Here is a 23,592-nt window from a genome sequence, read left to right as displayed (position 1 = left end):
AGCTCGACGCCGTACCGTGCCGTCGCGGTGACGGGAGTCGTTCTTGGAGCCTCAGCGGCCTGAGTCGCGGCGCGTCCGGATGACGTGGGAGCCGCGTGCGTCAGCAGATGGGATGCGAGGACGGTCCTCGGTGCCTGCCAACTCGTTCCATCTTCAACTACGTTTGTGAGCGCTCTGGCCGTGTGGAGCAAGGATCCGCTGGTGATGGTGTGCCGGGTCCGGGCCTATTCGGTGAAGAAGGTACGACCGACGCGTCTCGCGTCGCGAGTCAGGGCCGTACCCACGAGCATGCCCAACGCGATCGCGAAGACGGCGACGACGGCGTTGGCGATGTCCGACACCGAGCCCGTGTTCCCCGCCACGAGCTCCGAGAGGCCCAGGAAGCTCAGGGCTCCCGGCACCAGGAGCCAGAAGGCCGGGAGCGTCGTGATGATCGCCGGGGGGCCGGTGCGGGTCCGCTCGACGAGCGTCGCGAGCGGCACGATCACGAGAGCACCGAAGAAGCCCGAGATCTCCGGGGCGACGTAGGAACCCACGAGCTGGGCCGCGTAGGCCGCGAACAGGACCACGAGCACCCAGGGCAGGCTCCGGCGCGGGGTCGAGGCGAAGAGCATCTGCCCGACGCCCACGAGCACGACGCCGACCCACGGGGCCCACCACCCCATCCGTTCGCCGCCGTGCCCGGCGAGCAGGTCGCCCGCGACCGCCGCACCGGCGACGACGCCGAACACGAGCAGGAGGAGCTGGGCGATCCCGTACAGGAGCCGGCTCGCGCCCGAGACGATCTGGTTGCTCGTGAGCTCGATCGCGGCGACGGTCAGGACGGACCCCGGCAGAAAGCTGATGAGCGGCGGGACCAGGACCTGCAGCGGGCTGTCGCCGAGCCAGGGGTGCACCACCTGGATCGCCAGGACCGTCACGAGGAAGGACGCGACGACGGGCAGGGCCGTGCTGAGCGTGGGCCAGCGCGCGGCGAGCCACCGCAGGAGACCCACGCCGAGCCCCAGGACGAGGAAGACGGGCAGCAGGTCCAGGGTCGGGTTGAGGATCAGGCCGAAGCCCAGCGTCAGGATCGCGTGCCCGACGACCGTGAGCACGGCACCGAACCTGGGCGGCCGACGCCGGATCGCTCGGAGCTCGGCGCGCGCGTCGGCGAGGTCGATCGTCTGGTTCCGCAGCTCGCGGATCACGGCGTAGAGAGCGCCGATCTGGTCCAGGTCGAGCCCGCTGCCCGCTGCGTCGGTGAAGTCCGTGACGACGCCGGAGGCGGTCTGGACGCGGATGAAGACGCACGTCGGCAGGACGAGGGTCTGCACGGTGTGCGCCCCGTGCAGGTCGGCGACCTGCTTGAGCACGTCCTGCGCGTCGTTGACGGACTGCCCCGAGTCGAGCATCGCCCGGCCGAGCGTTCGCAGCAGCGGGACGAGGTCCGGGGAGATCTCCGGGACGTCGGGCTCTTCGTCAGGCGTCGCCTCGTTGCCGAGCGCCTGGAGGACCCGGCGGAGGGTCGAGGGGGCGTGGCGGATCCCGGAGAGCAGGGGGAACCGGGTCCGGTGCGGGGTCCCGGGGGCGGTCTCGGCCGGGGAGGCGCCGGTCTCCGTGGTGTCCGGCGAGGTGTCGCGGGGGGCGGCCGTGGGAGCGTCGTCGGTCGGCGTCACCTGCTCGGGTGGCGCGTCCACGGGAGGGCCCTCGGCGTTCAGGTCGCCACCCCGCGTCCGCCGGCGGTGTCCGTCCGGGCGCCGGAGGAGCCGGGTGACGGGTCAACCGGTCCCGACGACGCCGCGACCAGGTGCAGCAGGGCTTCGGCGTAGGCGTCGGCGGGGTCGTAGCCGCGGAAGGTGAGCGGGCGTCCGCCGAGCTCGATCTCGACGAGGTAGGCGGGGACGTCGTCGTCCTCGACGAAGCGCTGGAGCCAGCGGAAGGTGCCGCCGAGCAGGGTGCGGAGCTGGGGCTCGAGCGGGTGCCAGAGCGCGTCCTCGAGGGCCACGGAGTCGAGCGCCCACTCGGTCGTGCCGTTGAAGCCGAGGATCACGCCGGTGTCGAACTCGTGGGGTTCGATCGTCATGTCGCTGACGGTGAAGAGGTCGCCCGTGGGGCCCGTGCCGAGGAGCCGGAACCGATCGCCGGACTCGGGGTGCCAGCGCACTCCCGCCTCGCGCAGGGCGAGGGCCAGGTCCCAGGAGATCATGTCGCCAGTATGGTCGGGTCGGCCCGAGCAGGCGCGCCGAGGGTGACGGCCCGGCCTGCCGACGGTGACGCTCCGGAGGCCTTTCACCCGCTCGCGCGAGACAGTAGGGGAAGGACTCCCGCAGCCCGCGGGGCCCGAGCACGGGGAGGCCGGCATGACCGGGACGTTCGAGACCGTCGACGACTACATCGGTTCGTTCCCGCCCGAGACCCAGGCGGTCCTGCAGGAGATGCGCCGGACGATCCACCGGGTCGTGCCCGACGCCGGCGAGAAGATCAGCTACCAGATCCCGGCCGTGACGGTGGGTGGCCGGGTCGTCGTGTACTTCGCGGGGTGGAAGCACCACGTGAGCCTCTATCCCGTGCCCGACGGCGACGTGGACTTCGAGCGGCTCGTCGCCCCCTACCGGGCCTCCAAGGGGACGCTCAAGTTCATGCTGTCCGACCCGATCCCGTACGGCGTGATCGAGACGGTCTCACGGCACCTGCTCGACCAGCACGGGGCCTCGGCGTAGGCGCGCTCTCCCCCCGGAGCGCGCTCGGCAGGCCCCGGCGGGCGCCCACCTGTCGGGACGCACCGTCCCACGACGGCCGGGTCGTCACACCCCGGAAACGTCGGCATCGTGTACTCGCCCTCATGACCGTCCCTTCCACGGGCACGGCCGGGCGATCCCCGGACCGACCCGTCACCGTCTCCATCCACCGCCGCATCCACCCCGACCTGGTCCCGGACGCGACGCGCTGGGTCCAGACCGGCGTCAACATGGCCAACACGTACCCGGGGTTCCTCGGGTCGGGCTGGGTGCGCGCCGCGAAGGACTCGCACGACTGGCACATGCTCTACCGCTTCGCCGACGAGGCGACGCTCGACGCGTGGGACTCCTCGCCCGAGCGGGTCGCGTGGCTCCAGCAGGGGCAGGGGCTCGTTGAGGACCAGCGCGTCGAGCGCAGGACGGGCATCGAGGGCTGGTTCGACGTCCCCGCCCGCGTCGAGGAGCCGCAGGTCGGCGCCGAGCGTGCGCCGGCCCGGTGGAAGCAGTCGGTGAGCATCTGGCTCGGGTTCTTCCCCGTGAACCTCGCGTTCACGCTGCTCATGTCGTGGGCCGTCCCGAGCTTCGGCGAGCTGCCCGTGGTCCCGAGGGTGCTCGTGACGACGCTCGTGCTGACCCCGATCATGACGTACGCCGTCCTGCCGTGGGTGACGCGCCGTCTGGCACCGTGGCTCGCGCGCTGAGGCGCGCCCACCGACCGCCCGACGAGGTGCCCGGCCGGCTCGTCGCCCCGTCGTAGGGACGCCCGACGGCGGCGCTCGCCCAGCGCCTGTCCAGGCGACTTCCAGCGCCCGGTCATAGCGTGGACGGATGGACGACGAGATCGAGAACGCGACGGATGTCGCACTGACCCTGGCCGCCGTCGCAGGAGCGCTGGTGGTCGCGTTCGTGCTGGGCACGATCCTCTCGGCGGTCGTGAACCGCCTCGGGCGGCGCAGCGAGCTCGCGCGGGACATCTCGAGGCGACTGCGCCGCCCGGACCGTGCGGTGCTCATGATCGTCGCGGTGTGGATCGCCGTACGGGTCACGACGGACCCCTCGGTGAGCTGGCGCCCCGCGGTCGAGCACGCCCTGCTGATCGCGCTCATCGCGGCGGGTGCGTGGTGGGTGGGGGCGCTCGCGTTCGTGCTCGAGGACAGCGCGCTCAAGCGCTTCCGGGTCGACGTGGTCGACAACCGGCACGCGCGGCGTATCCGCACGCAGATCATCGTGGTGCGACGCCTGACCGTCGCGATCATCGTGATCTGCGCGATCGCCGCGGTCCTGCTGACGTTCCCCGCGGCGCGCGCCGCGGGTGCGAGCATCCTCGCGTCGGCAGGTGTCATCTCGATCGTCGCGGGCCTCGCGGCCCAGACGTCCCTCGCGAACGTGTTCGCGGGCATGCAGATCGCGTTCACGGACGGCATCCGGGTCGACGACGTCGTGGTCCTCGAGGGGGAGTGGGGGCGGATCGAGGAGATCACCATGACGTACGTCGTGGTGCACCTGTGGGACGACCGGCGCCTCATCATGCCGTGCACGTACTTCACGACGACGCCGTTCCAGAACTGGACCCGGCGGGCCGCGGACCTGCTGGGCACGGTCGAGCTCGACCTGGACTTCCGGGTGCCGTTCGGCGCCATGCGCGCCGAGCTCAAGCGGCTCCTCGCGCACACCGACCTGTGGGACCAGCGCGTCGGCATCCTGCAGGTGACCGACGCGATCAACGGCGTGGTCCGGGTGCGTGCGCTCGTGAGCGCCCGCGACGCCCCGACGCTGTTCGACCTGCGGTGCTTCGTGCGCGAGGGGCTCGTCGAGTGGCTCCAGCGGTCGAGCGCGGACTCGCTGCCCCGCACGCGCTTCGAGGGCGTCGAGGAGGGCCGCATCAGCGAGGAGCCCGACGTCGCGCCTGGCCACGCGCAGGCCGACGGCGCAGCGGCACAGCCCGCGATCCCGGAACCAGAGGTCCACCTCCCGCCCGCGATCCCCGTGGGGCCGGGCATCCCGGGACAGCCGCCCCTGTCGACCCGTCAGGCGACCCGCCGCGTCTCGGTGCGCGACCAGACGCGGGTGATCGGGACGGTCAGCGCCCCGCAGGACGTCGTCGAGACCAGGGTCATGTCACCGGTCGAGGCGGCGCTCGCGGGTGCGGACGCGGGTGACACGGGGGAGATCGGTCCCGAGGACCTGCCCGGCGGCGCGTCCGAGTCGGCCTTCTTCAGCGGCACGGCCGAGGGGGTCGAGCGTTCCAAGGCGTTCGCAGGTCCGGGGCAGGAGGTCATCGACGAGCGCGAGGAGACGGCCGAGCGGAACCGGGTCGAGGACGAGCGCGACGCAGCGGCATCGCAGGACGACGCCGACGAACGGGGCTGGGACCACGCGGCGGCGCGCCCTGGTGACCGAGACCGCCTCGGCGACCGCGACCTGGGGCGCGGCGAGTCGCACGGCGACGCCGGTCACGACGGCGACGCCTGACGCCGAGGGTGACGCGCCCGCCTGCCGAGGGGGAAGGACCTTCCTGCCGAGGGTGACCGACCCACCACCCCGCGCGGGCCGTCGCCGCCCCGACGTGACGCACACGACCCGGGTCCACCGCGCCGCGCAGGGCACCCCTGGTTAGGGTCTCGTCGTGAGCAGGTGGACCTGGCCCGCGTACGTGGGCGTGATCGGCGGAGTCGTCGTCTTCGTGATGTTCCTGCTGCCGATCGTGGTCTGGCAGTACCGCCGGTACGGGCGGCTGAGCTGGTTGCGCCTGCTCGGGTCGGCGGCGGTCGCGGTCTACGGCGTCGCGCTCGTGGCGTACACGCTGCTGCCGCTGCCCTCGGGCGACCTCGCGCAGTGGTGCGCGCAGCACGGGTTCTCCGGGCCGCAGCTGAACCCGTTCCAGTTCGTCGAGGACATCCGCCGGGACACCGCGGGCATGAGCGCGGCGGCGCGGCTGCGCAGCCCGGCCGTGCTCCAGACGGTGTTCAACGTGGTGCTGTTCGTCCCGTGGGGCGTGCTGGTCCGGCGCTTCTTCGGGTGGCGGCTGCCGCTCACGGTGCTGTCGGCGTTCGCGGCGTCGCTGCTCATCGAGACGACGCAGGGCACGGGGATCTTCGGTCTCATCCCGTGCTCGTACCGCCTGGCCGACGTCGACGACCTCCTGACCAACACTCTGGGCGGGTTGATCGGTGCGCTGATCGCGCCGGTCGTCCTGCGGTGGATGCCGCGCTCGACCGACCTCGCGACCGAGCGGGGGGTGCCGCGCCTTGTCACGGTGTGGCGGCGGTGGCTCGGCATGCTGCTCGACGCGTTCCTGGTGTCGGTGACGGGGACGGTGCTGGTCCTGTTCTACCGGGTGGCGCTCGTCGCGCTGGGGCAGGACGTCCCGCTCGAGGCGGGCGCGGTCGACGTGGTGCTCGGGTCGCTCGTGCCCGTGGTCCTGGTCCTGCTGGTGCCGCCGTTCCTGGGGAGCGGGGCGTCGTGGGGGCAGCGGGCCATGTGGCTCGAGCCCCGCTGGACGGCGGACGTCGCCGAGGGCCCGGTCGGTGCGGGCGGCCTGGGCCGCGGGACCACGGCGCGTCGGGTGGTGCGCGGCCTTGCGTCGGGCGGGCTCTGGGGGGTGTGCCTGGTCCTGGCGGAGGTCCCCGGCGGTGGTCTCCTGCCCGACGTCGCAGCGCCCCTGGGGTCGCTCGTCGCCTTCGTGGCGGTCGTCTCGGTCCTGTTCACGCGCGACCGGCGCGGGGTGTCGGGGGTCGTGTCGGGGGCCCGGATGGTCGACGCGCGGAGCTGAGCGCGGGGGCTGAGCACGGCCGCCGGGCCGCACGCCTCCGCCCGGCGTCGGCCGATCACCGAAGTCACTTGCCAACTGCGCAAGTCAGCAATACGTTTGCCATCATGGAAAACGACATGTCCGTCGGCGACCCCGCGACGCAACGCCCTTCCGCCGCGCAGGCGCGCGAGGCGCTGGCGAGCCTACGTGCCGACGACGCGACTCTCGCGGAACGGCTCGTCACCCCGCGGTGGTACTACCCGCTCCTCGGAGCGATCGTCGCCGTCATCATCGTGTCGCAGGCGCTGCCGTCACCGGCGTCGCTGATCCTGCTGCCCGTCGCGATCCTCGCGCTGCCCGCGCTCGTGGTCGTCCACAGGCGGCGCCACGGACTATGGTTCAGCCTGCCGGCCGGGCCGCGATCCAGGCGCGTCTACCGGATCATGATGATGATCCTCGTGCCCTGCTTCGTGGCCATGGTGGTCGTCAAGGTCACCCCGGTCCCGTACGGGTGGGTGCTGCTCCCCGCGGCGGTCGGGCTCGTCACGCCCCTGGTGCTCGGCCCCCGGTACGACGAGCTCTTCCGCCAGGAGCTCGCCGGGACGTCCGCCGGGACGGACAGTGCCGGGGCATGAGCACCGACGTCGTCCCCGTGTTCAGCGAGGTCATCCACTCGCCTGCGCGCCTGCGCATCTGCGGGGTGCTCCGGCGAGGGGCGCAGCTCGAGTTCGCCGTGCTCCGCGACACGCTGGGCCTGACCGACGCGAACCTCTCGAAGAACCTGCGCGTGCTCGCCGACGCGGGGTTCGTCACGGTGACCAAGGAGAGCTCGCCCGACCGCCCCGACGCCCGGCGCCTCACGTGGGTCGAGCTCACGGCCGAGGGCAGGCGCGCCGTCGAGGCGCACCTCGCGGCGCTCGCGGAGATCGCCGCGGGCGTCGACCCGAACGCTGAGAAGTGAGGAGGCGCAGCGGCAGGCGGTCCCGGCCAGCAGCGTGTCAGCGGCTGCCTGGTCGCCGGCGCGACAGGGTCGTGACAGCGATCCCGGTGCCGAGCAGGAGGAGCGCGGCGAGAGCAGCGAGGGCCGCGTCCGCCCCGGTGGCGGGGAGCGTGCTCGCGCTGCCGGGCCCAGAGCTGCCGGCCCCGCCGGCCCCGCCGGTACCCGGTCCCGACGGGGTCCACGGGCTGGGCGGTCCGGGCACGGTGTCGCCCACGGTCGACCACACGCCCTGGGCGTCGTTGTCGGTCGGGGAGGCATCGGTGTCGGTGTCGATCGTGGGCACGACGAGCGGGCTGAGCCGTTCCACGACCGGGTCCACGAAGCCGTCCTCGTCGAGGTCGGTGTCGGGGGCGGGAGTCACGTAGGCGACGTCGCGCATGCTGCCCGCGCCCGGAGCAGGGGCGACCACGCGGGCGGTGACGGTCAGCGGCGGACCGTCGGCGTCGACGGGGAGGTCGTCCGTGGCGGTCGCCGTGGTCCCGTCGACCGTGTAGCCGTCACCCGTCATCGAGACGAGCGTGGCGCCGTCGGGCAGGAGCTGGGTGATCGTCCACCCGGCCGGGGCGACGCGCGGGCCCGCGTTGTGCGGGGTCAGCGTCCAGGTGACCAGGTCGCCCGCGCGCAGGACGGCGCCGGGGGCCACGGCGAGCGCCTGGGTCAGGGACAGGTCGATGCAGCTCATCGGGTACAGGACGGGGGCCTCGGTGAGCTCGTACACCTCGGCGCCGCCGCCGTCGTAGTACGGGACGCCGTCGAGGAAGCCCGTGGCTCGGCACGCCGCCCCCCAGTCGTTGGGGGTGCCGTGGTCCCGGGCGTCGACGGCGACCGGGCCGTCGACGGGCAGCGCACGGGCGAGGGCAGGTGCGGAGTCCTCGCCGACGACCGCGTTCGCGTACGTGCGGATCGCTGTGCTGGCCGCGGGGAAGGAGTTGCCCGTGACGAGCACGTCGTCGCGCAGCGTCCGCCGGGCGGCCTCGGGCGACGCGGGGTCCGCCGTACCGACCTGGATCCAGGTGCCGCCGCCCGTGAACGCGTTGCCCGTGACCCGGACGTCGGACGACGAGTACGAGTCCGGGAGCGCGCCGTCGGCCCATGACGGGGCGACGCTGATCGCGGCGAGCCCGTCGCCGCCCGTCTGGGAGATCGCGTTGTCGGCGACGAGGAGGTCGTGGGCCGGGCCCGCTGACACGACGTCGGGCTGGCCGCTCACGGTGTTGCGCACGACCTGCACGGCGGTCGTGCCCTGGAGCACGCGGATCCCGCCGTCGTTGTCGGTCATGGTGCTGTCGTGCACGGCGATGTCGTGGCTGATCCCGTTGGCAGGGGTCGTGACGACGAACAGGCCGACCCCGGAGTTGCCGGTGAACGTCGTCGCGCCGACGTCGAGGTTCGCGACGCTGCGCCCGTACACGCCGTACTCGACGAGGTTCGCGACGGTCGCGTTCGTCACGGTCGACCCGTCGGTCGCGGAGTAGAAGAACCCGTACGACCCGGCGTCGATCGAGGCGCGGTCGACGTCGACGTCCTGCGACCCGTAGGCGCGCAGGATCGCGGCGCCCGTGACGGAGGTCGGCCCCTCGTGACCCGTCACGGTGATGTCCTGGGCCGTGACCCCGATCGACTGGTGGATGACGAGCGCCGCGCCCGTGAGGTCGGCGGTGACGCGGGAGACCGTCGCGTCGCGCGCACCCAGCAGGTACACGCCGCTCGACGCGTCGGGCGCACCGACCACGTCGATGTCGGAGATCGAGATGTTCACACGGTCCGAGTCGTCGTCGAAGTTGGACTGCGCCCCGATCGCGTAGAGGAACCCGGTGGCGGACACGTCCGAGACCGTGACGCGTCCGGCGTTGACGAGGTTGACGCCGGTGCCGGAGACGCCCCACGCACCGGCGTCGAGCACTGCGCCCGTGACGACGGCGTTCTGGGTCGAGCCCAGGGTGATGCCGCCGAACGCCGTGATCACGGGGTCCGTGATCGTGGGGCCGGCGCCCGTGTTGGTGGCGCTCGTGGTGATGCCGTACATGGCGCCCGTGATCGTGGGCCGCTCGATCACGACCCCGGTGGCCAGGAGGGTGAGGATGCCGGTCGACTGGTTGGCCCCCGCCAGCGTGAGCCGGGCGTCCGTGATCCGTGCCCCGGTCGTCGCACCGAGCGAGATGCCCTCCCGGGTGCTCTCCTGGACGACAGCGCCCGTGATCGTGGGGCCGGTGCGGGGGTTCGTGGGAGCCGTGCCGAAGCCCCGGGCGAAGCCGGTCACGGTGACCGCGTCGACCAGGGCGCCGGAGGAGTTCGCCAGGTCGACCCCGGTGCCCGTGCTGTTCGGCGTGCTGGTGACGCTGATGCCCGACACGCGCGGCGTGGTCGTCGTGCCCAGCGAGATGCCCGACGTCGAGGCGCCGATCGCGCCACCGGAGATCACGACGCCGCCCGCGGTCGAGGCTGCGGTCGCGACGATGCCCGTGGCGACGCCGGTGATGGCGGGACCGGTGACCGTCGCAGAGCCCGTCGTGAGGTTGATCCCGTACGACGACGCCTCACCTGCGCCGTCCATGTCCAGCCCGGCGATCACGACTCCCGTCACGTTGGCGCCGAGCTGGACCCCCGTGGGGCGGGCCACCGGGGTCGGGTTGCGGATCGTGAGGTTCGACAGCACGGCGTCCGACGCGGTGACCGAGACGATCGCGCCGGTGTTGGCCGCGCCGATCGTGACGTCGTCGTCGAGCGTCAGACCGCCTCCGGCGACCGTGAACCGCGTGTAGAGGGTCGAGGCGCCGCTGCTGTCGAGGGTCACGGTGCGAGGGATGGTGATCGTGCCGGTGAACGCGTAGTCGTTCGGGTCGAACGAGACGGTCCCGCCGGCGGGGGCGGCGTTGATCGCTGCCTGAAGGGTGAGCAGGGCGGGGGTGCCCGGGCGCTGGCCACCGGCAGGTTGTTGGCGTTCGGCACGATCTCGGGCCCAACCGGCGGCACCTCGACGACGGTCTCGTCCGGGGCGGGTGCCGGTTCGTCGAGGCCGCCCGGTGTCGTCGGGTCGGCGGGCGGCGGCGGGTCGCCGGTGTCGACGGTGTCGGGCGGCGAGGCGGCCAGCGCAGGAGGCGTCACGGGGGCGACCACGACCGCGCCGACGCCGAGCAGCGCGGCGACACCGAGCGCCGCGGTGGCGCGCCGCCACCGGTGAGTGCCCTGCCGCCCGTCCAACGCTCTGCGCATACCCGCCCCCGGTTCGATACGTCGCGTGCGGTCGCCAGTGGCCGCTCCGCCATCGTGGGCCGACACCGAGGAACCGGCAACCGGGCGGAGAGGGGGTGCCGTCCCTGCCGAGAACCGGGCAGAGGCCCCCGGATCGCTCGATCCAGGGGCCTCTGCCCGCGTCCCGACGTGCTGCGGCGCGTCACGTCGCGCGTGTCCGGGCGCACCCGGGTGCCGGTCTCACCGCGCGGCGAGCCACCCCCGCAGCCGGTCGGGACGGTCGGTGATGACCGCGTCGACGCCGGCCACCAGGGCCAGGGTCCACTGCGCGGGCTCGTTCAAGGTCCACACCATGACCTGGAGCCCTGCGGCGTGCAGCTCGTCGACCAGGCCGGGCCGCTCGACGAGCAGGTGACCCGCCGGGTTGCACGTCATGACGCCCAGGTCGGCGCACGTCGCGAGCAGGCCGTCGGAGCGCTCGCCGATCAGCAGTCCGCGGCGCAGGTCCGGGGCCACCTTCTGCAGGGCTGCGACCGTCGAGGGCCAGAAGCTCTGCCCGATCACGCGGTCGGCGAGCCCGGCGCGCAGGACGGGCTCGGTGACCTTGCGGACGTCGTCGGGACCCCAGTCGCCCTTGATCTCCAGCAGGAGATCGATGCCCGGGTGGGTCACGAGGAAGTCCAGGAGCTCCGTGAACGTCGGGACGCGCTGCCCGGCGTAGGCCGGGGCGAACCACGAGCCCGCGTCCACGGCGCGGACGCCCGCGAGCGGGAGCGCGTCGACGCGACCGGTCGCGTCGGTCGTGGCGTCGAGGGTGTCGTCGTGGATCACGACGACCTCGCCGTCCGCGGTGAGCTGCACGTCGAGCTCGATGCTGTCGGCCCCCGCGCGCCACGCGGCCTCGAACGCGGCGAGCGTGTTCTGCGGGGCGACGGACGAGTTCCCGCGGTGCGCGACGACCTGGATCTGGCCCGTCACAGGTAGGGCTCCACGTTCTCCTGGTACGCCTTCTCGAGACGCGGCGTGATCGACGCGAACGCCTCGGCGGCGGGCGTGCCCTTGAGCACGATCTGCTCGATCCCGTCCGTGAGGATCTGGTCGCCGCCCGGCACGAAGACCCGGACCCAGTCCTGCGAGCGCGACTTCTCGGCGAGCTGGTCGACCGCCGTGCGGAACTGCGGCGTGGCCGCGTAGATGCTGCTCATGGTCTCTCCCTCGACCGCGGACGTGCGCACCGGCATGTACCCGGTGTTCTGGGAGAAGTATGCGGTGTTGTCCGCGTCGGTGAGGAAGGCGAGGAACATCGCGGCGGCGAGCTGCTGCTCGGGCGTGCGCGAGGCCGGGATGGCGAGGCCCGTGCCGCCGGTGGGCGTCCCCGAGCCGCTCGGGCCGTCGGGCAGGTAGGCCGTGCCGACCTCGAACGTGGCCGCGTCGAGCAGACCCGTGAGGCTGCCCGTGGACCCGATGGTCGACGCGAAGATGCCGGCGGCGAAGTCGGCCCCGGCGTCGGTCCCGACGCCTGCGACCTTGGACCCGTGGAACAGGTCGTGCAGGAAGTCGCCCGCGGCGAGCGCCTGCGGGGTGTCGAGCGTGACCGTGAACTCGTCGCTGTACTGACCGCCCTGGCCCCACAGCATGTTCTCGAACCACCAGGCGGCCCACGACGTGCCGGTCGCGAGCCCGAGGGGGGCGCCGTCGGCCGGGACCTGGGCGCGCAGGGCGGGGGCCCACTCGGCGAGCTCGGCCCACGTCGCGGGGCCGCGGTCCGGCAGGCCGGCCTTCGCCCAGAGGTCCTTGTTGTAGTAGAAGAGCGGCGTCGAGCGCGCGTACGGCACCGCCCAGTGCTTGGCGTCGTACGCGTAGTCGCCGTACAGCGTCGGGTTGTAGTCGGCGACGTCGACGTCGAGGTGCGCGAACACGTCGTCGAGCGGCATGACCTGGCCGTTGACGTAGTAGCGGAACCACCACACGTCGCTCGCGATGACGAGGTCGGGCAGGTTGTTCGACGACGACGCGGCCTGGAAGCGCTGCGCGACCTCGTCGTACCCGGCGCCCGCGGTCACGAGCTTGACCGCGATGTCGGGGTGCTTCGCGTTGAAGCGGCGGATGAGCTCCTCCTCGATGGCCTTGGAGGCGCCGGGGTGGTTGCTCCACCACGTGATCTGCGAGGCGGGCTTGATCGTGGACCAGTCGGTGCCCGCGGAGGCGGACGGGGCGGACGTGCCGCCGCCGACGGTCGGTCCCGCGCACGCGGCGAGGGTGAGGGCGAGGGCGCCGAGGCCGCCGAGGCGCAGCACGTCGCGTCGCGACGGGGTCCACTGGGCGGGCAGGGGCTGGTTCACGTGATGCTCCTTGGGGTGGGGAACAGCGACCCGGCAGGTGCCGGGGGGACAGGGGAGGACCGGCAGGTCAGCCGGTCACGGCTCCGGCGGTGAGCCCGGCGACGAGCCGGCGCTGGAGGAACAGGAAGACGATGAGGATCGGGAGGGTCACGAGCACGGTCGCGGCCATGAGGACGCCCCAGTTGTTCATGCCGTCGACGCTCTGCAGGAGCGTGAGGCCCACGGGGAGCGTCATCTTCTCGGCGTCGTCGGTCACGAGGAACGGCCACAGGTAGTCGTTCCACTCGGCGACGACGGACACGAGCGCGACGGCCGCGATCGTGGGGTAGGACAGCGGCACGACGAACCGCCACAGCTTGCGCCAGTGGCCGGCGCCGTCGAGCTCCGCGGCCTCGAGGATCGAGATCGGCAGCGACAGGAAGTGCTGACGGAACAGGAAGGTCCCGAACGCGCTCGCCAGTCCCGGCACGAGGATGCCCTGGTAGGTGTTGAGCCACCCGAGCTGGGCGACGAGCGTGTAGTTGGGGATGATCGTGATCTGCTGCGGGATGAGCAGCGTGAACAGGACCAGGACGAACACCGCGCGCTTGAACGGGAAGTCGAGGAAGACGAGCGCGTACGCGCAGCACAGGCCGAGCAGCAGCTTGAGCGTCGAGCCGACGACCGTCAGGCCCACGCTGTTGAGGAACAGCTGCCCGACGGGGATGCTCTGCGTCGTCTGGACGTAGTTCGCGAGGTCGAGGTTCTGCGGGAGCCACTGGAGCGGGATCGAGTACAGCTCGTCGGGGCGCTTGAAGCTCGCGAGCACCATCCACACGAGCGGCAGCGCCATGACGACGGTCGCGACCAGGAGGGTCGCGTACGAGCCCAGGTGCAGGGGCCGACGACGGCGCTTGCGCTCCGGCGCGCGGGCGCCGCTCGGGCCGTGGCAGGCACCGCCGGGGGCCGGTGGTGCGTCCACGGGGGACCCGGGGCGCTGAGCGCGGGGCGCGCCCGAGGTCGTGCGAGGTGCGGTGGTGGGGACGTCCCGGACCGGGTTCTGGACGCTCATGCGTAGTGCACCTTCTTCTCGACGAAGCGCAGCTGGACGACCGTGACGACCAGCAGCAGGAGGAAGAGGATCGTCGCGACGGCCGACGCGTAGCCGGCGCGACCGGTCACGAAGCCCTCCTCGTAGATCTGGTACATCAGGGTCGTGGTCGAGCCGAGCGGCCCTCCCTTCGTCATGGCCTGGATGATGTCGAACGACTGGAGCGAGCTCAGCAGCGTCGTGACCGTGAGGAAGAAGGTCGTGGGCGCGAGCAGCGGCAGGACGATCGATCGGAACGTGCGGGCCGAGGACGCGCCGTCGAGGGCGGCTGCCTGCTTGAGCTCCTGCGGGACGGCCTGGAGACCGGCCAGGAAGATCAGGGCGACGTACCCGACGTTCTTCCACAGGTAGACGACGATGATCATGACGAGCGCCCAGGGCGAGGTGGTGTACCAGTCGGGGGACTCGAGCCCGATCGCGCGCAGGCCGGCCGAGAGCAGGCCGTAGCGCGGGTCGAAGATGAACAGCCACAGCATGCCGACCGCGACGCCCGACAGGACGTAGGGCGCGAACGCGACGGTCCGCGCGAACCCGCGGCCCTTGAGGCGGCGGTTCAGCAGCAGGGCCAGGCCCAGGCCAAGGACCAGCGAGCCTCCCACGGTCGCGACCGTGAAGACGCCCGTCGTGACCATGACGTCGGCCGTCGTCGGGTCCTGGAACCACTCGACGTAGTTGCCGAGACCGACCGAGCGGGCCGTGGGGGAGCCCATGTTCCACTGCAGGGTCGAGTAGTAGAAGCTCTGCAGCAGCGGGCGGTAGACGAACACGAGCAGCAGGACCACGTTGGGCCCCGCGAGGAGCAGGAACGCGAGCCAGGTGCGCAGGGCCCGCGGGGTGGGGCGGGAGAAGCGGGACCGGGCAGCCGAGGCCCGTCCGGGGATCGTCCGACGGCGTGCAGGTGGCGCAGGGCGCACGGGGGCTGACACGGAGGTCATGGGGTGGGGCTCCAGTCACGAGCGGGTGGACGCCGTCACCCTAGGAGGGCGAAGTGTCCGAGAAGTGGCCTCAGCGGCTTCGTTCCCCGAACGTTCCCGAGGCGTTCATCGGCGCCTCGACGCGAGGTCATCGGGGACGCCGGAAAGCCATCTCCAGGGCGGCGGCGGAGAGGGCCTAGCATGGGCGGTCCGGCTCCTGCCGGGCCCGACGACGAGGTGAGCGATGACGCACGAACAACAGGACCTGCGGAACATCAACGTGGGGCGCGGCACCGGCTTCACGGTGGCCCTGTTCCTCCGCGACCGTCTGGCGCTGCCCGTGGCCTACGACGTCCCGGCGCTCGTCCCCCGCATCACGGTCGAGGCGTTGTCGGGCGACGAGGCCGCGGCGCTCGCGGACGGGTGGCGCGAGTGGTGGGACCGGTTGATCGAGGTGCCCACCGGGCGCGACGTCAGGCCCGCGTCGGAGCGGCTGGCGACGGTGTTCGACACCGTCGTCGACGAGGCGCGGGCGTGGGCCGAGCAGATGGTGCGACCGAACTTCTTCTTCTCGGAGGCCGATCTCCCCGACGGCTACGTCCCGGAGCCGATCGGCGACCCGGACGTCCCGGTGGTCTACGACATCGAGCTCGTTCCCGTGGGCGGCGCGTGGCACCGGGACCTCGGCCCGCACCGGCTGCTCGTCAGCGTCCAGACATGGGAGGACCCGGCGGTGATGGACGCGCTCCTGAGGCCGCGGATCGAGCGGCTGCAGAGCCGTGTCAGCGCTGCACCTCGGAGGTCACCTCAGGTGTGGCACCTGACGGTCGACGGTCAGGAGTTCACGGTCACCGACAGGCCCCACGAACCCGGGAGCTACGACTTCTCCTGGCGGAACGGGCCGATCGAGGGATATGGGTTCTCGATCGGTAGCTCGAGGGGAGAGCCGATGACCGAGGACGACCTGCGACGGGAGATCCGAGGCTTCGTCGAGGGCTACGAACCCTGACGGTTCGCGGACCCGTCCGGGCTTCCAGAGTCCTCAGGGGCAGACGGCAGCGGTGCTGCCTTTCCGTAACCGGGGCGGCGTTTGCCGGCCCGCTCGGCGAAGTCGTCGAGTGCGCCAAGGATCTGCAGGGCTGACCACACGACGCCCTTGCGGTGGACCCGTGTCTCAGTGACGATCCCGGCTTGGGTGAGCGGGTCCATGTGACGCCGGACATTCGTCGGCCCGATCCCAAGCACCTCTTTCAGGACCTGTGCGTTGATGATCGGCTGGCGGGTGAGGAGGTCGGCGACCTCGTAGGTACGCGCACCCCGGCGCGCCGTGATTCGAGAGTCCCACTCGGCACGGATCGAGCGAACTTCCTGTACGAGGCGGCGTCCGTTGTCGACCGCGCGAGCGCTGGCGTGGACGAACTGACTGATGAGGTCCTCCGGGTGCCCTTGCCGGTAGGTATCGAGTGCGGCGTAGTACGAGCCGACGTCCGCGAGGAGGCCCGCGGACAGTGGCATCGTGACATTCCGTGTCAGACCGGAGCTGTGCATCATCGCTTGGACAAGAGCGCGCCCGGTGCGCCCGTTGCCATCGGTGAAAGGATGGATCGTCTCGAACTGCGCATGGGCTATCGCGGCGTGTGCCAACGGAGGGACATCGTCACGCTTGATGAATGCGATGAGGTCGTCGATTGCCCCCGGCACCCGCTCGTGGTGCGGAGGGACGAAGTCGGCTCCCGCCGGCGAGTGGTCTACTCCGCCGATCCACACCTGCTCAGTCCGCCAACGCCCTGCCTGTTCTGGGTCGTCATGCTCCATGAGGGCGTGGTGCATGTGCAGGACCGTGTCCTGGTCGGGCTGGTGGGCCAACGCGAGTGCTGCGCGCATCGCGCGCGTGTTGGCAACGATGACGGGCGCGTTGGATCCAAATCTTGCCGCTCCGAGCTCGGCCATGGCGATCTGGCGGGCGGACGCAGTCAGTCGTTCGATCTTGGACGACGCGGCGGACTCGCTGCGCAAGAGGACTGCCGTGAAGGGGGCGAGCTCGCTGCCCATCTCAGTGTCGAAGCGCGTGATCTCACGGGATGCGTCCTCGACCTCGGTGGAAAGAGGGGCGGGGAGCACTACGGGCAGCTCGGCGATCGGTGGGACGATTGAGGCTGTGTAGCGGCGCGCAGGTCTCCTGCCCGTCGTGCTCTCGCGTACGGAGAGCCACTCAAGTTGTTCGGCGGCCAGCGAGGGCCAGCGCATCTGATAACTCACCACCTCGATAAGTTATCACTTACGCGGTAACTGATAACTCACGGACAGGTCGATGATCAGTTGACGGTCACGCACGGCCGTCCCCAGGGTCCTCCTCACCGCCTCCACCGTGCACCTTGACCTCAACCCTGGTTGAGGACGTACCGTCGAAGCGTGCGGCTGCCGACCCCGGCGTGGACCGCCCCTCCCCTCCTCGACCGGAAGGCGTTCTTTCCTGTGAGCAGCTCTCGTCCTTTGCGTGTCGCCATTGTTGGCGCTGGTCCTGCTGGTATCTATGCGGCGGACATTCTGTCGAAGACGGGTGTCGAGGTCGGTATCGACCTGTTCGAGCGTCTTCCTGCGCCGTTCGGGTTGGTGCGGTACGGGGTGGCTCCGGATCATCCGCGGATCAAGCAGATCATCGTGGCGTTGCACAAGGTGTTGGCGCGTGGTGATGTGCGGTTGTTGGCGAACGTGGAGTACGGGGTGGATCTCAAGCTGGATGATCTGCGGCAGTTCTATGACGCGGTGATCTTCTCGACGGGGTCGATCCGGGATGCGGCGTTGGCGGTCGAGGGGATCGATCTGCCGGGTTCGTTCGGTGCGGCGGACTTCGTGTCCTGGTACGACGGTCACCCTGACGTGGCGCGCACGTGGCCGTTGGAGGCGCAGCAGGTCGCGGTGCTGGGGGCGGGGAACGTGGCGTTGGACGTGGCGCGGGTGCTGGCCAAGCATGCTGATGATCTTCTTCCGACGGAGATCCCGGAGAACGTGTACCGGGGGCTCAAGGAGTCGCCGGTCACGGACGTGCACGTGTTCGCGCGCCGTGGTCCGGCGCAGGCGAAGTTCTCCCCGCTCGAGCTGCGTGAGCTGGGGCACGTGCCGGACGTGGACGTGATCGTGTATCCGGAGGACTTCGAGTTCGACGAGGGGTCGATGGCGGCGATCAACTCGTCGAACCAGACGAAGCAGGTCGTCAAGACCCTGACGGACTGGACGTTGAAGGACCCGTCGGAGTTCACGGCGTCGCGGCGGTTGCACCTGCACTTCTTGCACGCGCCGGTCGCGGTGCTGGGGGATGGCAGGGTCGAGGGGTTGCGCACCGAGCGGACCCGGTTGAACGGGGACGGGACCGTCAGCGGGACGGGGGAGTTCTTCGAGTGGCCGGTGCAGGCGGTCTACCGGGCGGTGGGGTACTTCGGGTCGCCGTTGCCCGAGATCCCGTTCGACGATCTCAAGGGTGTGATCCCCAACCGTGAGGGTCGGGTGATCGACATCGACGGTGCGCAGATCCCGGGTGTGTACGCGACGGGGTGGATCAAGCGTGGCCCGGTCGGGTTGATCGGGCACACCAAGTCCGACGCGTCCGAGACCGTCCGCCACCTCGTCGAGGACCTCGCCGACTCCCGCACGGCCGCCCACCCCGAGCCGGAGAGCATCGTCGAGTTCCTGACCGAGCGCGGGGTGGACGTGGTCCAGTGGGCCGACTGGGAGGTCCTGGACGCCCACGAGCGCACCCTCGGGGAGCCGCACGGGCGCGAGCGCATCAAGGTCGTGCCCCGCGAGGACATGATCCGCATCGCCCGCCGCCAGACCGAGGCGGCTACCGAAGCCTGAGGCAGCCACGCACCTCGACGGCGCCCCGCCCACCCGGGCCGGGCGCCGTCGTCGTCCCTGCGAAGCCCGCCGCGCTCAGGCCTGACGCCCCGCCAGTCCGAGCAGCCTCGTGAGGTCGGACGCGTCGTCGGGCACGGGGAGCGGACCCGCGAACAGGCGGCTCGCCGCGAACATGCCCTTGCGGCGCCGGGCGTAGCCCAGGACGAACGACACGAGCTGCGGGCCCAGGTCCGCGTCGACGCCGATGCCCTGCGCGAGGTCCCACGCGTGGACCGTGAGGTCGAACGTCATCTGGTGCGCGTACTCGGTCGCCGGGGCGTCGCCGTACGACAGGTGCACCACCCGGTCCAGGGCGCCTGGTGCGAGGAACGCCTCGCGCGACTGGGTCGACGCGTCGATCCACGCGTCGACCGGGTCGTCGCCCAGGACGTCGCCGTCGAAGACCGTGCCGACATCGGCGACCGTCCGGCCCGCGAGGAGCTCGGGCGCCCAGAGCTGCTCGGAGACCAGGTGGTTGACGAGGTCGTGGACGGTCCACTCGTCGTCGGGCGTGGGCAGGTCCCACTGGTCGTCCTGGACCCGCCGGACCAGGTGGTCGAACGCCCCGATCGCGTCGCCGTGCGCCGCCAGGAGGTGCTCGTGCGACGAGACCGCGGTGCTCACAGGTTGCTCAGGATCGCGAGGACGTTGCGCGCCGGGTCCTTGAACCAGGCGATCGCCGGGCCCTCGGGGCCGCGGGCGATGCCCTTGTCGTCCTGGTCGAACCCCACGTAGCGCTCGAACTCGACGCCCTTCGCGGCGAGCTCGTCGACGGCGGCCTCGACGTCGTCGACCCCGAAGTTGAGGACCGTGAACGACGCTGCGACGTGGTTCTTCTTGGGGTAGACGAACACGTGGCCGCCCGACCCGAGGCGCAGGTCGAGACCCATGGGCGTCTGGTCGACCTCGACGCCCACGACGTCGGCGTAGAACGCCCGCGCGGCGTCCAGGTCGTTCACCGAGAAGCTGCTGAATGCGTTCGTCGTCGAGACCATCGGGTGCTCCTTGTCCACGGCAGATCCACAGGGGGTGGCGTCGTCGGCGCCTCTTCCACGATGGCACGGAACGCCGACGGTGACGAGGGGAGCGCCTCCGCTTGCGACGGACCCCGTCGGCGCGCGAAGGTACGCGGGTGCCTTCGACCCCCCTCGTCCGTCATGTCCTCTTCCCGGGACGCCACCACCTCGTGACCCGTTTCCAGGTCGACTACCTGCGGGCGCTGCGCGCCGGGCTGGTGAGCGACCTCGACGGCGTGCCTGTGCGCTGCTCCCCGGACGCGGTGGTGGTGTGGGCCGTGACGTCCGCGAACCATGCGGGCACGCGCCGGAACCCGGTCCCGGGGCACCGGCGCGAGGCGCTCATCGAGCACGTGACGGCGGTCGAGCACCTGCCGAGCCTCGTGGTCCCGGTCCCGGACGTGGCGCCGCACCCGCGGTTCGCGCACCTCGTCGCGACCACCGTCGAGACGGCGACCGGTCACGCCGTGACGCTCGACCCGCACGACACGGTCGTGGCCTGCTCGACCCCGGAGGTCATCGCGGCCTACCAGGAGCTCGGGTTCCGGGTCGTGGGCGTCGAGCTCGACGCGACCGACGCCCAGGGCGAGGGGCCCGCCCGCCCGTGGGACGCCGTCGGGCGCCTGGCTGCGGGGGACCCGACGTGGACCGACGTCGCGCACCCCGTCGTGCCGGGCTTCTTCCGGCGCTACGGGCTCGAGGCGCAGATCGCCCAGGTCTTCGCCGACCCGGTCGTCTCGGGCGACGGCGACCTCACTGCGACGCGCGACTACCGGACGTACGCCGCGGCGTTCGAGGACGCCTCGCGCCGCAAGTGGGAGCAGGTGCGCCCGTACGTGCTCCCCGGGCGGATCGTCGACATCGGCTGCGCGACAGGAGGGCTGCTCGAGCTCGTCGCGGCCGAGCCACGCCTGCACGAGTCGGACCTCTTCGGCGTCGACGTCGCGCGCCACCTCGTGGCCGAGGCCGAGCACAAGAAGACGCAGGGCGTGTTCGCGAACCCCAACGTGTGGTTCGTGCAGGCCAACATCCTGCGCGGTGAGGTCATGCCCGAGCGCAGCGTCGACACGACCGTCACGATCGCGCTCACGCACGAGATCTCCTCGTACGGCGAGGGCGTCCTCGACGTCGGACGGTTCGCTCACCGCACGTTCGTCCACACCCGCCCGGGCGGGGTCTGGATCAACAGCGACGTGTGCGGCCCCGCGGGCGGCGCCCGCGTGGTGCACCTGACCCTCCGGGACGACGACGGCGCGAGCCCGGGCGTCGTGACGGACCTCGACGAGTGGGCGCGGCCCGACGTCGCCGCGCACGTCCGGGCGTTGTCGACGGCTTCCAGGATGCGCCAGTTCGCCGTCGACTTCCCGCGCCTGTCCGGTGCGTCGTTCGCGGTCGAGGAGGTCGAGCCCGCGACGTTCCGGCTCACGCTGCGCGACGCCATGGAGTTCCTCACGACCAAGGACTACGCCGACAACTGGCTGTCCGAGTGCCACGAGCGGTTCTGCGACCTGGACGGCGACGCGTGGGCCGACCTGCTGGCGGGTGCGGGCTTCGAGCTGGGGCCCGAGAGCGGTGCGTGGCGCAACGAGTGGCTCGTCGAGCACTCGTTCGCGCCCGTGGCGACGCTGACGGACGCAGCGACGGGTGAGCCGGTCGACTGGCCCGACACGCACGTGCTGACGGTCGCGCGCCGACCCGTGCTCGGCGCGTAGGGGTCAGTCGGCCCTGCGCGCGCTGACGACCTCGACCGTCCCGACGGCGGCGGCGAGGGCTGCCACGACGGCCGCGAAGACGAGGCCCGCCTCGCGGAGACCGACGACGCTCGTGAGCAGCCCGACGCCGATCGCCGGCACGGCGAGCATCAGGTAGAGGCCCGCGAAGAAGGACGAGGAGACCTCGCCGCGCTGGGTGGGAGGGACCTGCTCGACGGTCGTGGCGATCCCCGCGTTCAGGCACAGCCCACCGGAGACGCCCAGCACGGTCGCGGCGACGATCAACGGGACCAGCGTCGCACCGGCGAGCGCCGTCGCGAGGGCTGCGGACGCCAGGACGAGCCCCGCGCACCCCACCGGAAGCGCGACGCGGGGCCGCATCCGTCGGGCGACGAGCTGGCCGACCGCCATGCCGGCGAAGGCGAGGAACACGACGGATCCGGCGAGTGCGTGGCTCTCGAGATGCAGCTCCCTGGCCAGGAACAGCGCCGTGACGGCGGTGAGCACGCCGGTGACGGCGAATCCGGTCCCGGCCGCGAGCACCGCGCGGGCGAACGCACCCCGGATCGAGGCGGGGACGCGGAGGCGGCGCGGTTGGACGCGCAGGCGACCGAGGTGGGCAGGGGCGGGTGCCCAGGCCAGGAGGCCGACGAGCGCCACGACGCACAGCACGAGATGGACGGCGTACGGAGTCGTCAGGGGCGAGGGGGCGGCGGAGGCGAGGACGCCCGCGAGGAGCGTGCCCAGTGCGAGCCCGCCGGTGTTCGCGGCGACGGCGAGCGTCCCGGCCGCAGCCTTCTTCTCCGCCGGGAACAGGTCGATGACCGTAGCGGTTCCCGTGCCGCTCATGAGCCCTGCGCCGAGGCCCGAGATCACGCGTGCGACGACGAGCAGCGGGAGCGATGGTGGCAGGAGGAAGAGGGCCGCGCTGAGGAGCGCGAGGCCTGCGGCGACCAGGAGCACGGGGCGCCGACCGACGTCGTCGGAGAGTCGGCCGAAGAGCGACAGGGCACCGACGACGCCGACCGCGTACACCGCGAAGAGCACGGTCACGGTCAGGGGGGAGAACGCGAGCTCGGCCGAGTAGATCGAGTAGAGCGGGGTGGGAAGCGTGGTTCCCATCATCGTGACGAGGAAGGCGAACGCCGTCGCGGTGATCGCGCGCCGGGACGGTCCGCGCGCGGGCTCTGCCGTGGTGGGTGACATGGACGGCACTCCTTGGTATCGAGTCAATGTGTCTCGAAAGGCTAGCAGGTTTCGATACACCGAGTCTCGTTATGGTGGGTCGGACTGCTGTCGTCGAAGTTTCGGTACAGCGAGCATCGAAACTGGTAGCGTCGGTGCATGGTTGACCCCACGCGACCGCTCGGCCGCCCACGCAGCGAGGACGCACGCCTGGCCGTGCTCCGCGCCGTCGACGACATGCTCGTCGAGGACGGCTATGCCGCGATGACGATGAAGGGCATCGCCGAGCGGGCGAAGGTCGGCCGCCAGACCGTCTACCGCTGGTGGTCGTCGAAGGCCGAGATCCTCCTCGAGGCGAGCGCGGCCGACGCCGCTCGCGAGCTCTCGGTGCCGCCCGGTCCCGACGCCGAGACCCAGGTCACCAGCTTCCTCGCTGCGCTCTCCGCCTTCCTGACGGGCTCGGACGCCGGGCTCGCCTACCGTGCCCTGCTGGGCGAGGCGCAGCACGACCGGCAGGTCGCGGAGCTGCTGCGCGGCACCGACGTGCTGGGCGACGCCGCGCGTGCGGTCATCCGTGACGCACAGGAACGCGGCGCCCTGGACGAGAGCGACGACGTCGGCGCGCTGGTCGCCGAGCTCGTCGGGCCGCTCGTGTTCCGCATCCTCTCCGAGGACTGGAGGGCGGAGCAGGGCGAGCTGCAGGCGATGGCCCAGCGCTTCCTCGGCCGTTGACCCGGCGGCGCGGCCCCAGGCGTGATACTCCTGATCCCTCCCGT

At 71.7% G+C, this 23,592-nt stretch carries 21 protein-coding genes; 10 read left to right on the top strand and 11 right to left on the bottom strand.

The genetic code is table 11. The features are described from left to right. Positions 1-224: 224 nt before the first annotated feature. Complete coding sequence (locus WFH32_RS06900; protein ID WP_191795480.1) at positions 225-1,679, bottom strand: threonine/serine ThrE exporter family protein; 1,455 nt, start codon at positions 1,677-1,679, stop codon at positions 225-227. A 17-nt stretch (positions 1,680-1,696) separates the two neighbouring features. Next, positions 1,697-2,188, bottom strand: coding sequence for a pilus assembly protein CpaE (locus WFH32_RS06895; protein WP_225227831.1), 492 nt, complete (start codon positions 2,186-2,188; stop codon positions 1,697-1,699). 154 nt (positions 2,189-2,342) lie between these two features. Here WFH32_RS06895 and WFH32_RS06890 point away from each other — a divergent pair, with 154 nt between their 5' ends. From WFH32_RS06890 to WFH32_RS06865, 6 genes are all read left to right on the top strand, one after another. Continuing rightward, positions 2,343-2,702: an iron chaperone gene (locus WFH32_RS06890; RefSeq protein WP_191795479.1), complete on the top strand. Its 360-nt coding sequence runs from the start codon at positions 2,343-2,345 to the stop codon at positions 2,700-2,702. 122 nt (positions 2,703-2,824) lie between these two features. Beyond that, positions 2,825-3,421, top strand: a complete 597-nt coding sequence (locus WFH32_RS06885) for an antibiotic biosynthesis monooxygenase (protein ID WP_336706675.1) — start codon at positions 2,825-2,827, stop codon at positions 3,419-3,421. A 127-nt stretch (positions 3,422-3,548) separates the two neighbouring features. After that, complete coding sequence (locus tag WFH32_RS06880; protein WP_336706673.1) at positions 3,549-5,192, top strand: mechanosensitive ion channel family protein; 1,644 nt, start codon at positions 3,549-3,551, stop codon at positions 5,190-5,192. A 154-nt stretch (positions 5,193-5,346) separates the two neighbouring features. Continuing rightward, on the top strand, positions 5,347-6,492 hold the full coding sequence (locus WFH32_RS06875; RefSeq protein ID WP_336706672.1) for a VanZ family protein: 1,146 nt from the start codon (positions 5,347-5,349) through the stop codon (positions 6,490-6,492). A 104-nt stretch (positions 6,493-6,596) separates the two neighbouring features. Then, positions 6,597-7,106, top strand: a complete 510-nt coding sequence (locus WFH32_RS06870; RefSeq protein ID WP_336706671.1) for a hypothetical protein — start codon at positions 6,597-6,599, stop codon at positions 7,104-7,106. Then, positions 7,103-7,432, top strand: a complete 330-nt coding sequence (locus WFH32_RS06865) for a transcriptional regulator (protein WP_191795474.1) — start codon at positions 7,103-7,105, stop codon at positions 7,430-7,432. Before WFH32_RS06870 ends, WFH32_RS06865 begins: the two co-directional genes overlap by 4 nt. A 37-nt stretch (positions 7,433-7,469) precedes the next feature. Here WFH32_RS06865 and WFH32_RS06860 read toward each other — a convergent pair whose 3' ends face one another. The 5 genes from WFH32_RS06860 to WFH32_RS06840 form a co-directional block, all read right to left on the bottom strand. After that, a complete protein-coding gene (locus tag WFH32_RS06860; protein WP_336706670.1) occupies positions 7,470-10,265 on the bottom strand; it encodes a beta strand repeat-containing protein in 2,796 nt (931 codons plus the stop codon). Positions 10,266-10,903: 638 nt separating this feature from the next. Next, positions 10,904-11,641, bottom strand: coding sequence for a glycerophosphodiester phosphodiesterase (locus tag WFH32_RS06855; protein WP_336706669.1), 738 nt, complete (start codon positions 11,639-11,641; stop codon positions 10,904-10,906). Next, entirely contained in the window at positions 11,638-13,005 is a 1,368-nt protein-coding gene (locus tag WFH32_RS06850) for an ABC transporter substrate-binding protein (protein WP_318244043.1), read from the bottom strand. Before WFH32_RS06850 ends, WFH32_RS06855 begins: the two co-directional genes overlap by 4 nt. 67 nt (positions 13,006-13,072) lie before the next feature. Then, positions 13,073-14,056 (bottom strand): carbohydrate ABC transporter permease, encoded by a 984-nt coding sequence (locus WFH32_RS06845; protein ID WP_336706667.1) that lies wholly within the window; start codon positions 14,054-14,056, stop codon positions 13,073-13,075. Continuing rightward, positions 14,053-15,030, bottom strand: coding sequence for a carbohydrate ABC transporter permease (locus tag WFH32_RS06840; RefSeq protein WP_191795798.1), 978 nt, complete (start codon positions 15,028-15,030; stop codon positions 14,053-14,055). The genes WFH32_RS06845 and WFH32_RS06840 overlap by 4 nt, the downstream gene beginning before the upstream one ends. Positions 15,031-15,253: 223 nt before the next feature. On the opposite strand from WFH32_RS06840, the gene WFH32_RS06835 reads away from it, so the two are divergent. Next, positions 15,254-16,018, top strand: a complete 765-nt coding sequence (locus tag WFH32_RS06835) for a hypothetical protein (protein WP_336706665.1) — start codon at positions 15,254-15,256, stop codon at positions 16,016-16,018. Here the strand turns inward: WFH32_RS06835 and WFH32_RS06830 are convergent. Beyond that, the gene (locus tag WFH32_RS06830) at positions 16,006-17,271 is read right to left on the bottom strand and encodes a Fic family protein (RefSeq protein ID WP_336706663.1); all 1,266 of its coding nucleotides are present in this window, start codon (positions 17,269-17,271) and stop codon (positions 16,006-16,008) included. The genes WFH32_RS06835 and WFH32_RS06830 overlap by 13 nt on opposite strands. A gap of 213 nt (positions 17,272-17,484) precedes the next feature. Between WFH32_RS06830 and WFH32_RS06825 the strand changes: the two genes are divergently transcribed. Further along, positions 17,485-18,864 (top strand): FAD-dependent oxidoreductase, encoded by a 1,380-nt coding sequence (locus WFH32_RS06825; protein ID WP_336706822.1) that lies wholly within the window; start codon positions 17,485-17,487, stop codon positions 18,862-18,864. A gap of 75 nt (positions 18,865-18,939) precedes the next feature. Here the strand turns inward: WFH32_RS06825 and WFH32_RS06820 are convergent, their stop codons facing one another. Both WFH32_RS06820 and WFH32_RS06815 read right to left on the bottom strand, forming a co-directional pair. Beyond that, the gene (locus WFH32_RS06820; protein ID WP_191795800.1) at positions 18,940-19,527 is read right to left on the bottom strand and encodes a TIGR03086 family metal-binding protein; all 588 of its coding nucleotides are present in this window, start codon (positions 19,525-19,527) and stop codon (positions 18,940-18,942) included. Continuing rightward, positions 19,524-19,898 (bottom strand): VOC family protein, encoded by a 375-nt coding sequence (locus tag WFH32_RS06815; protein WP_336706662.1) that lies wholly within the window; start codon positions 19,896-19,898, stop codon positions 19,524-19,526. The genes WFH32_RS06820 and WFH32_RS06815 overlap by 4 nt, the downstream gene beginning before the upstream one ends. Before the next feature lie 137 nt (positions 19,899-20,035). On the opposite strand from WFH32_RS06815, the gene WFH32_RS06810 reads away from it, so the two are divergent. After that, entirely contained in the window at positions 20,036-21,631 is a 1,596-nt protein-coding gene (locus tag WFH32_RS06810; protein WP_336706661.1) for a methyltransferase domain-containing protein, read from the top strand. Between the two features lie 3 nt (positions 21,632-21,634). On the opposite strand, the gene WFH32_RS06805 is transcribed toward WFH32_RS06810, so the two are convergent. Continuing rightward, positions 21,635-22,837: an MFS transporter gene (locus WFH32_RS06805; protein WP_336706659.1), complete on the bottom strand. Its 1,203-nt coding sequence runs from the start codon at positions 22,835-22,837 to the stop codon at positions 21,635-21,637. A gap of 138 nt (positions 22,838-22,975) precedes the next feature. Here WFH32_RS06805 and WFH32_RS06800 point away from each other — a divergent pair, with 138 nt between their 5' ends. Continuing rightward, positions 22,976-23,548, top strand: a complete 573-nt coding sequence (locus WFH32_RS06800) for a TetR/AcrR family transcriptional regulator (RefSeq protein ID WP_191795803.1) — start codon at positions 22,976-22,978, stop codon at positions 23,546-23,548. Positions 23,549-23,592 lie beyond the last annotated feature (44 nt).

Source organism: Oerskovia sp. USHLN155, assembly GCF_037145535.1.
GTDB lineage: Bacteria > Actinomycetota > Actinomycetes > Actinomycetales > Cellulomonadaceae > Oerskovia > Oerskovia rustica.
Note: the sequence above shows the minus strand (reverse complement) of the source record. Positions and strands in the feature narration are given on the sequence as shown.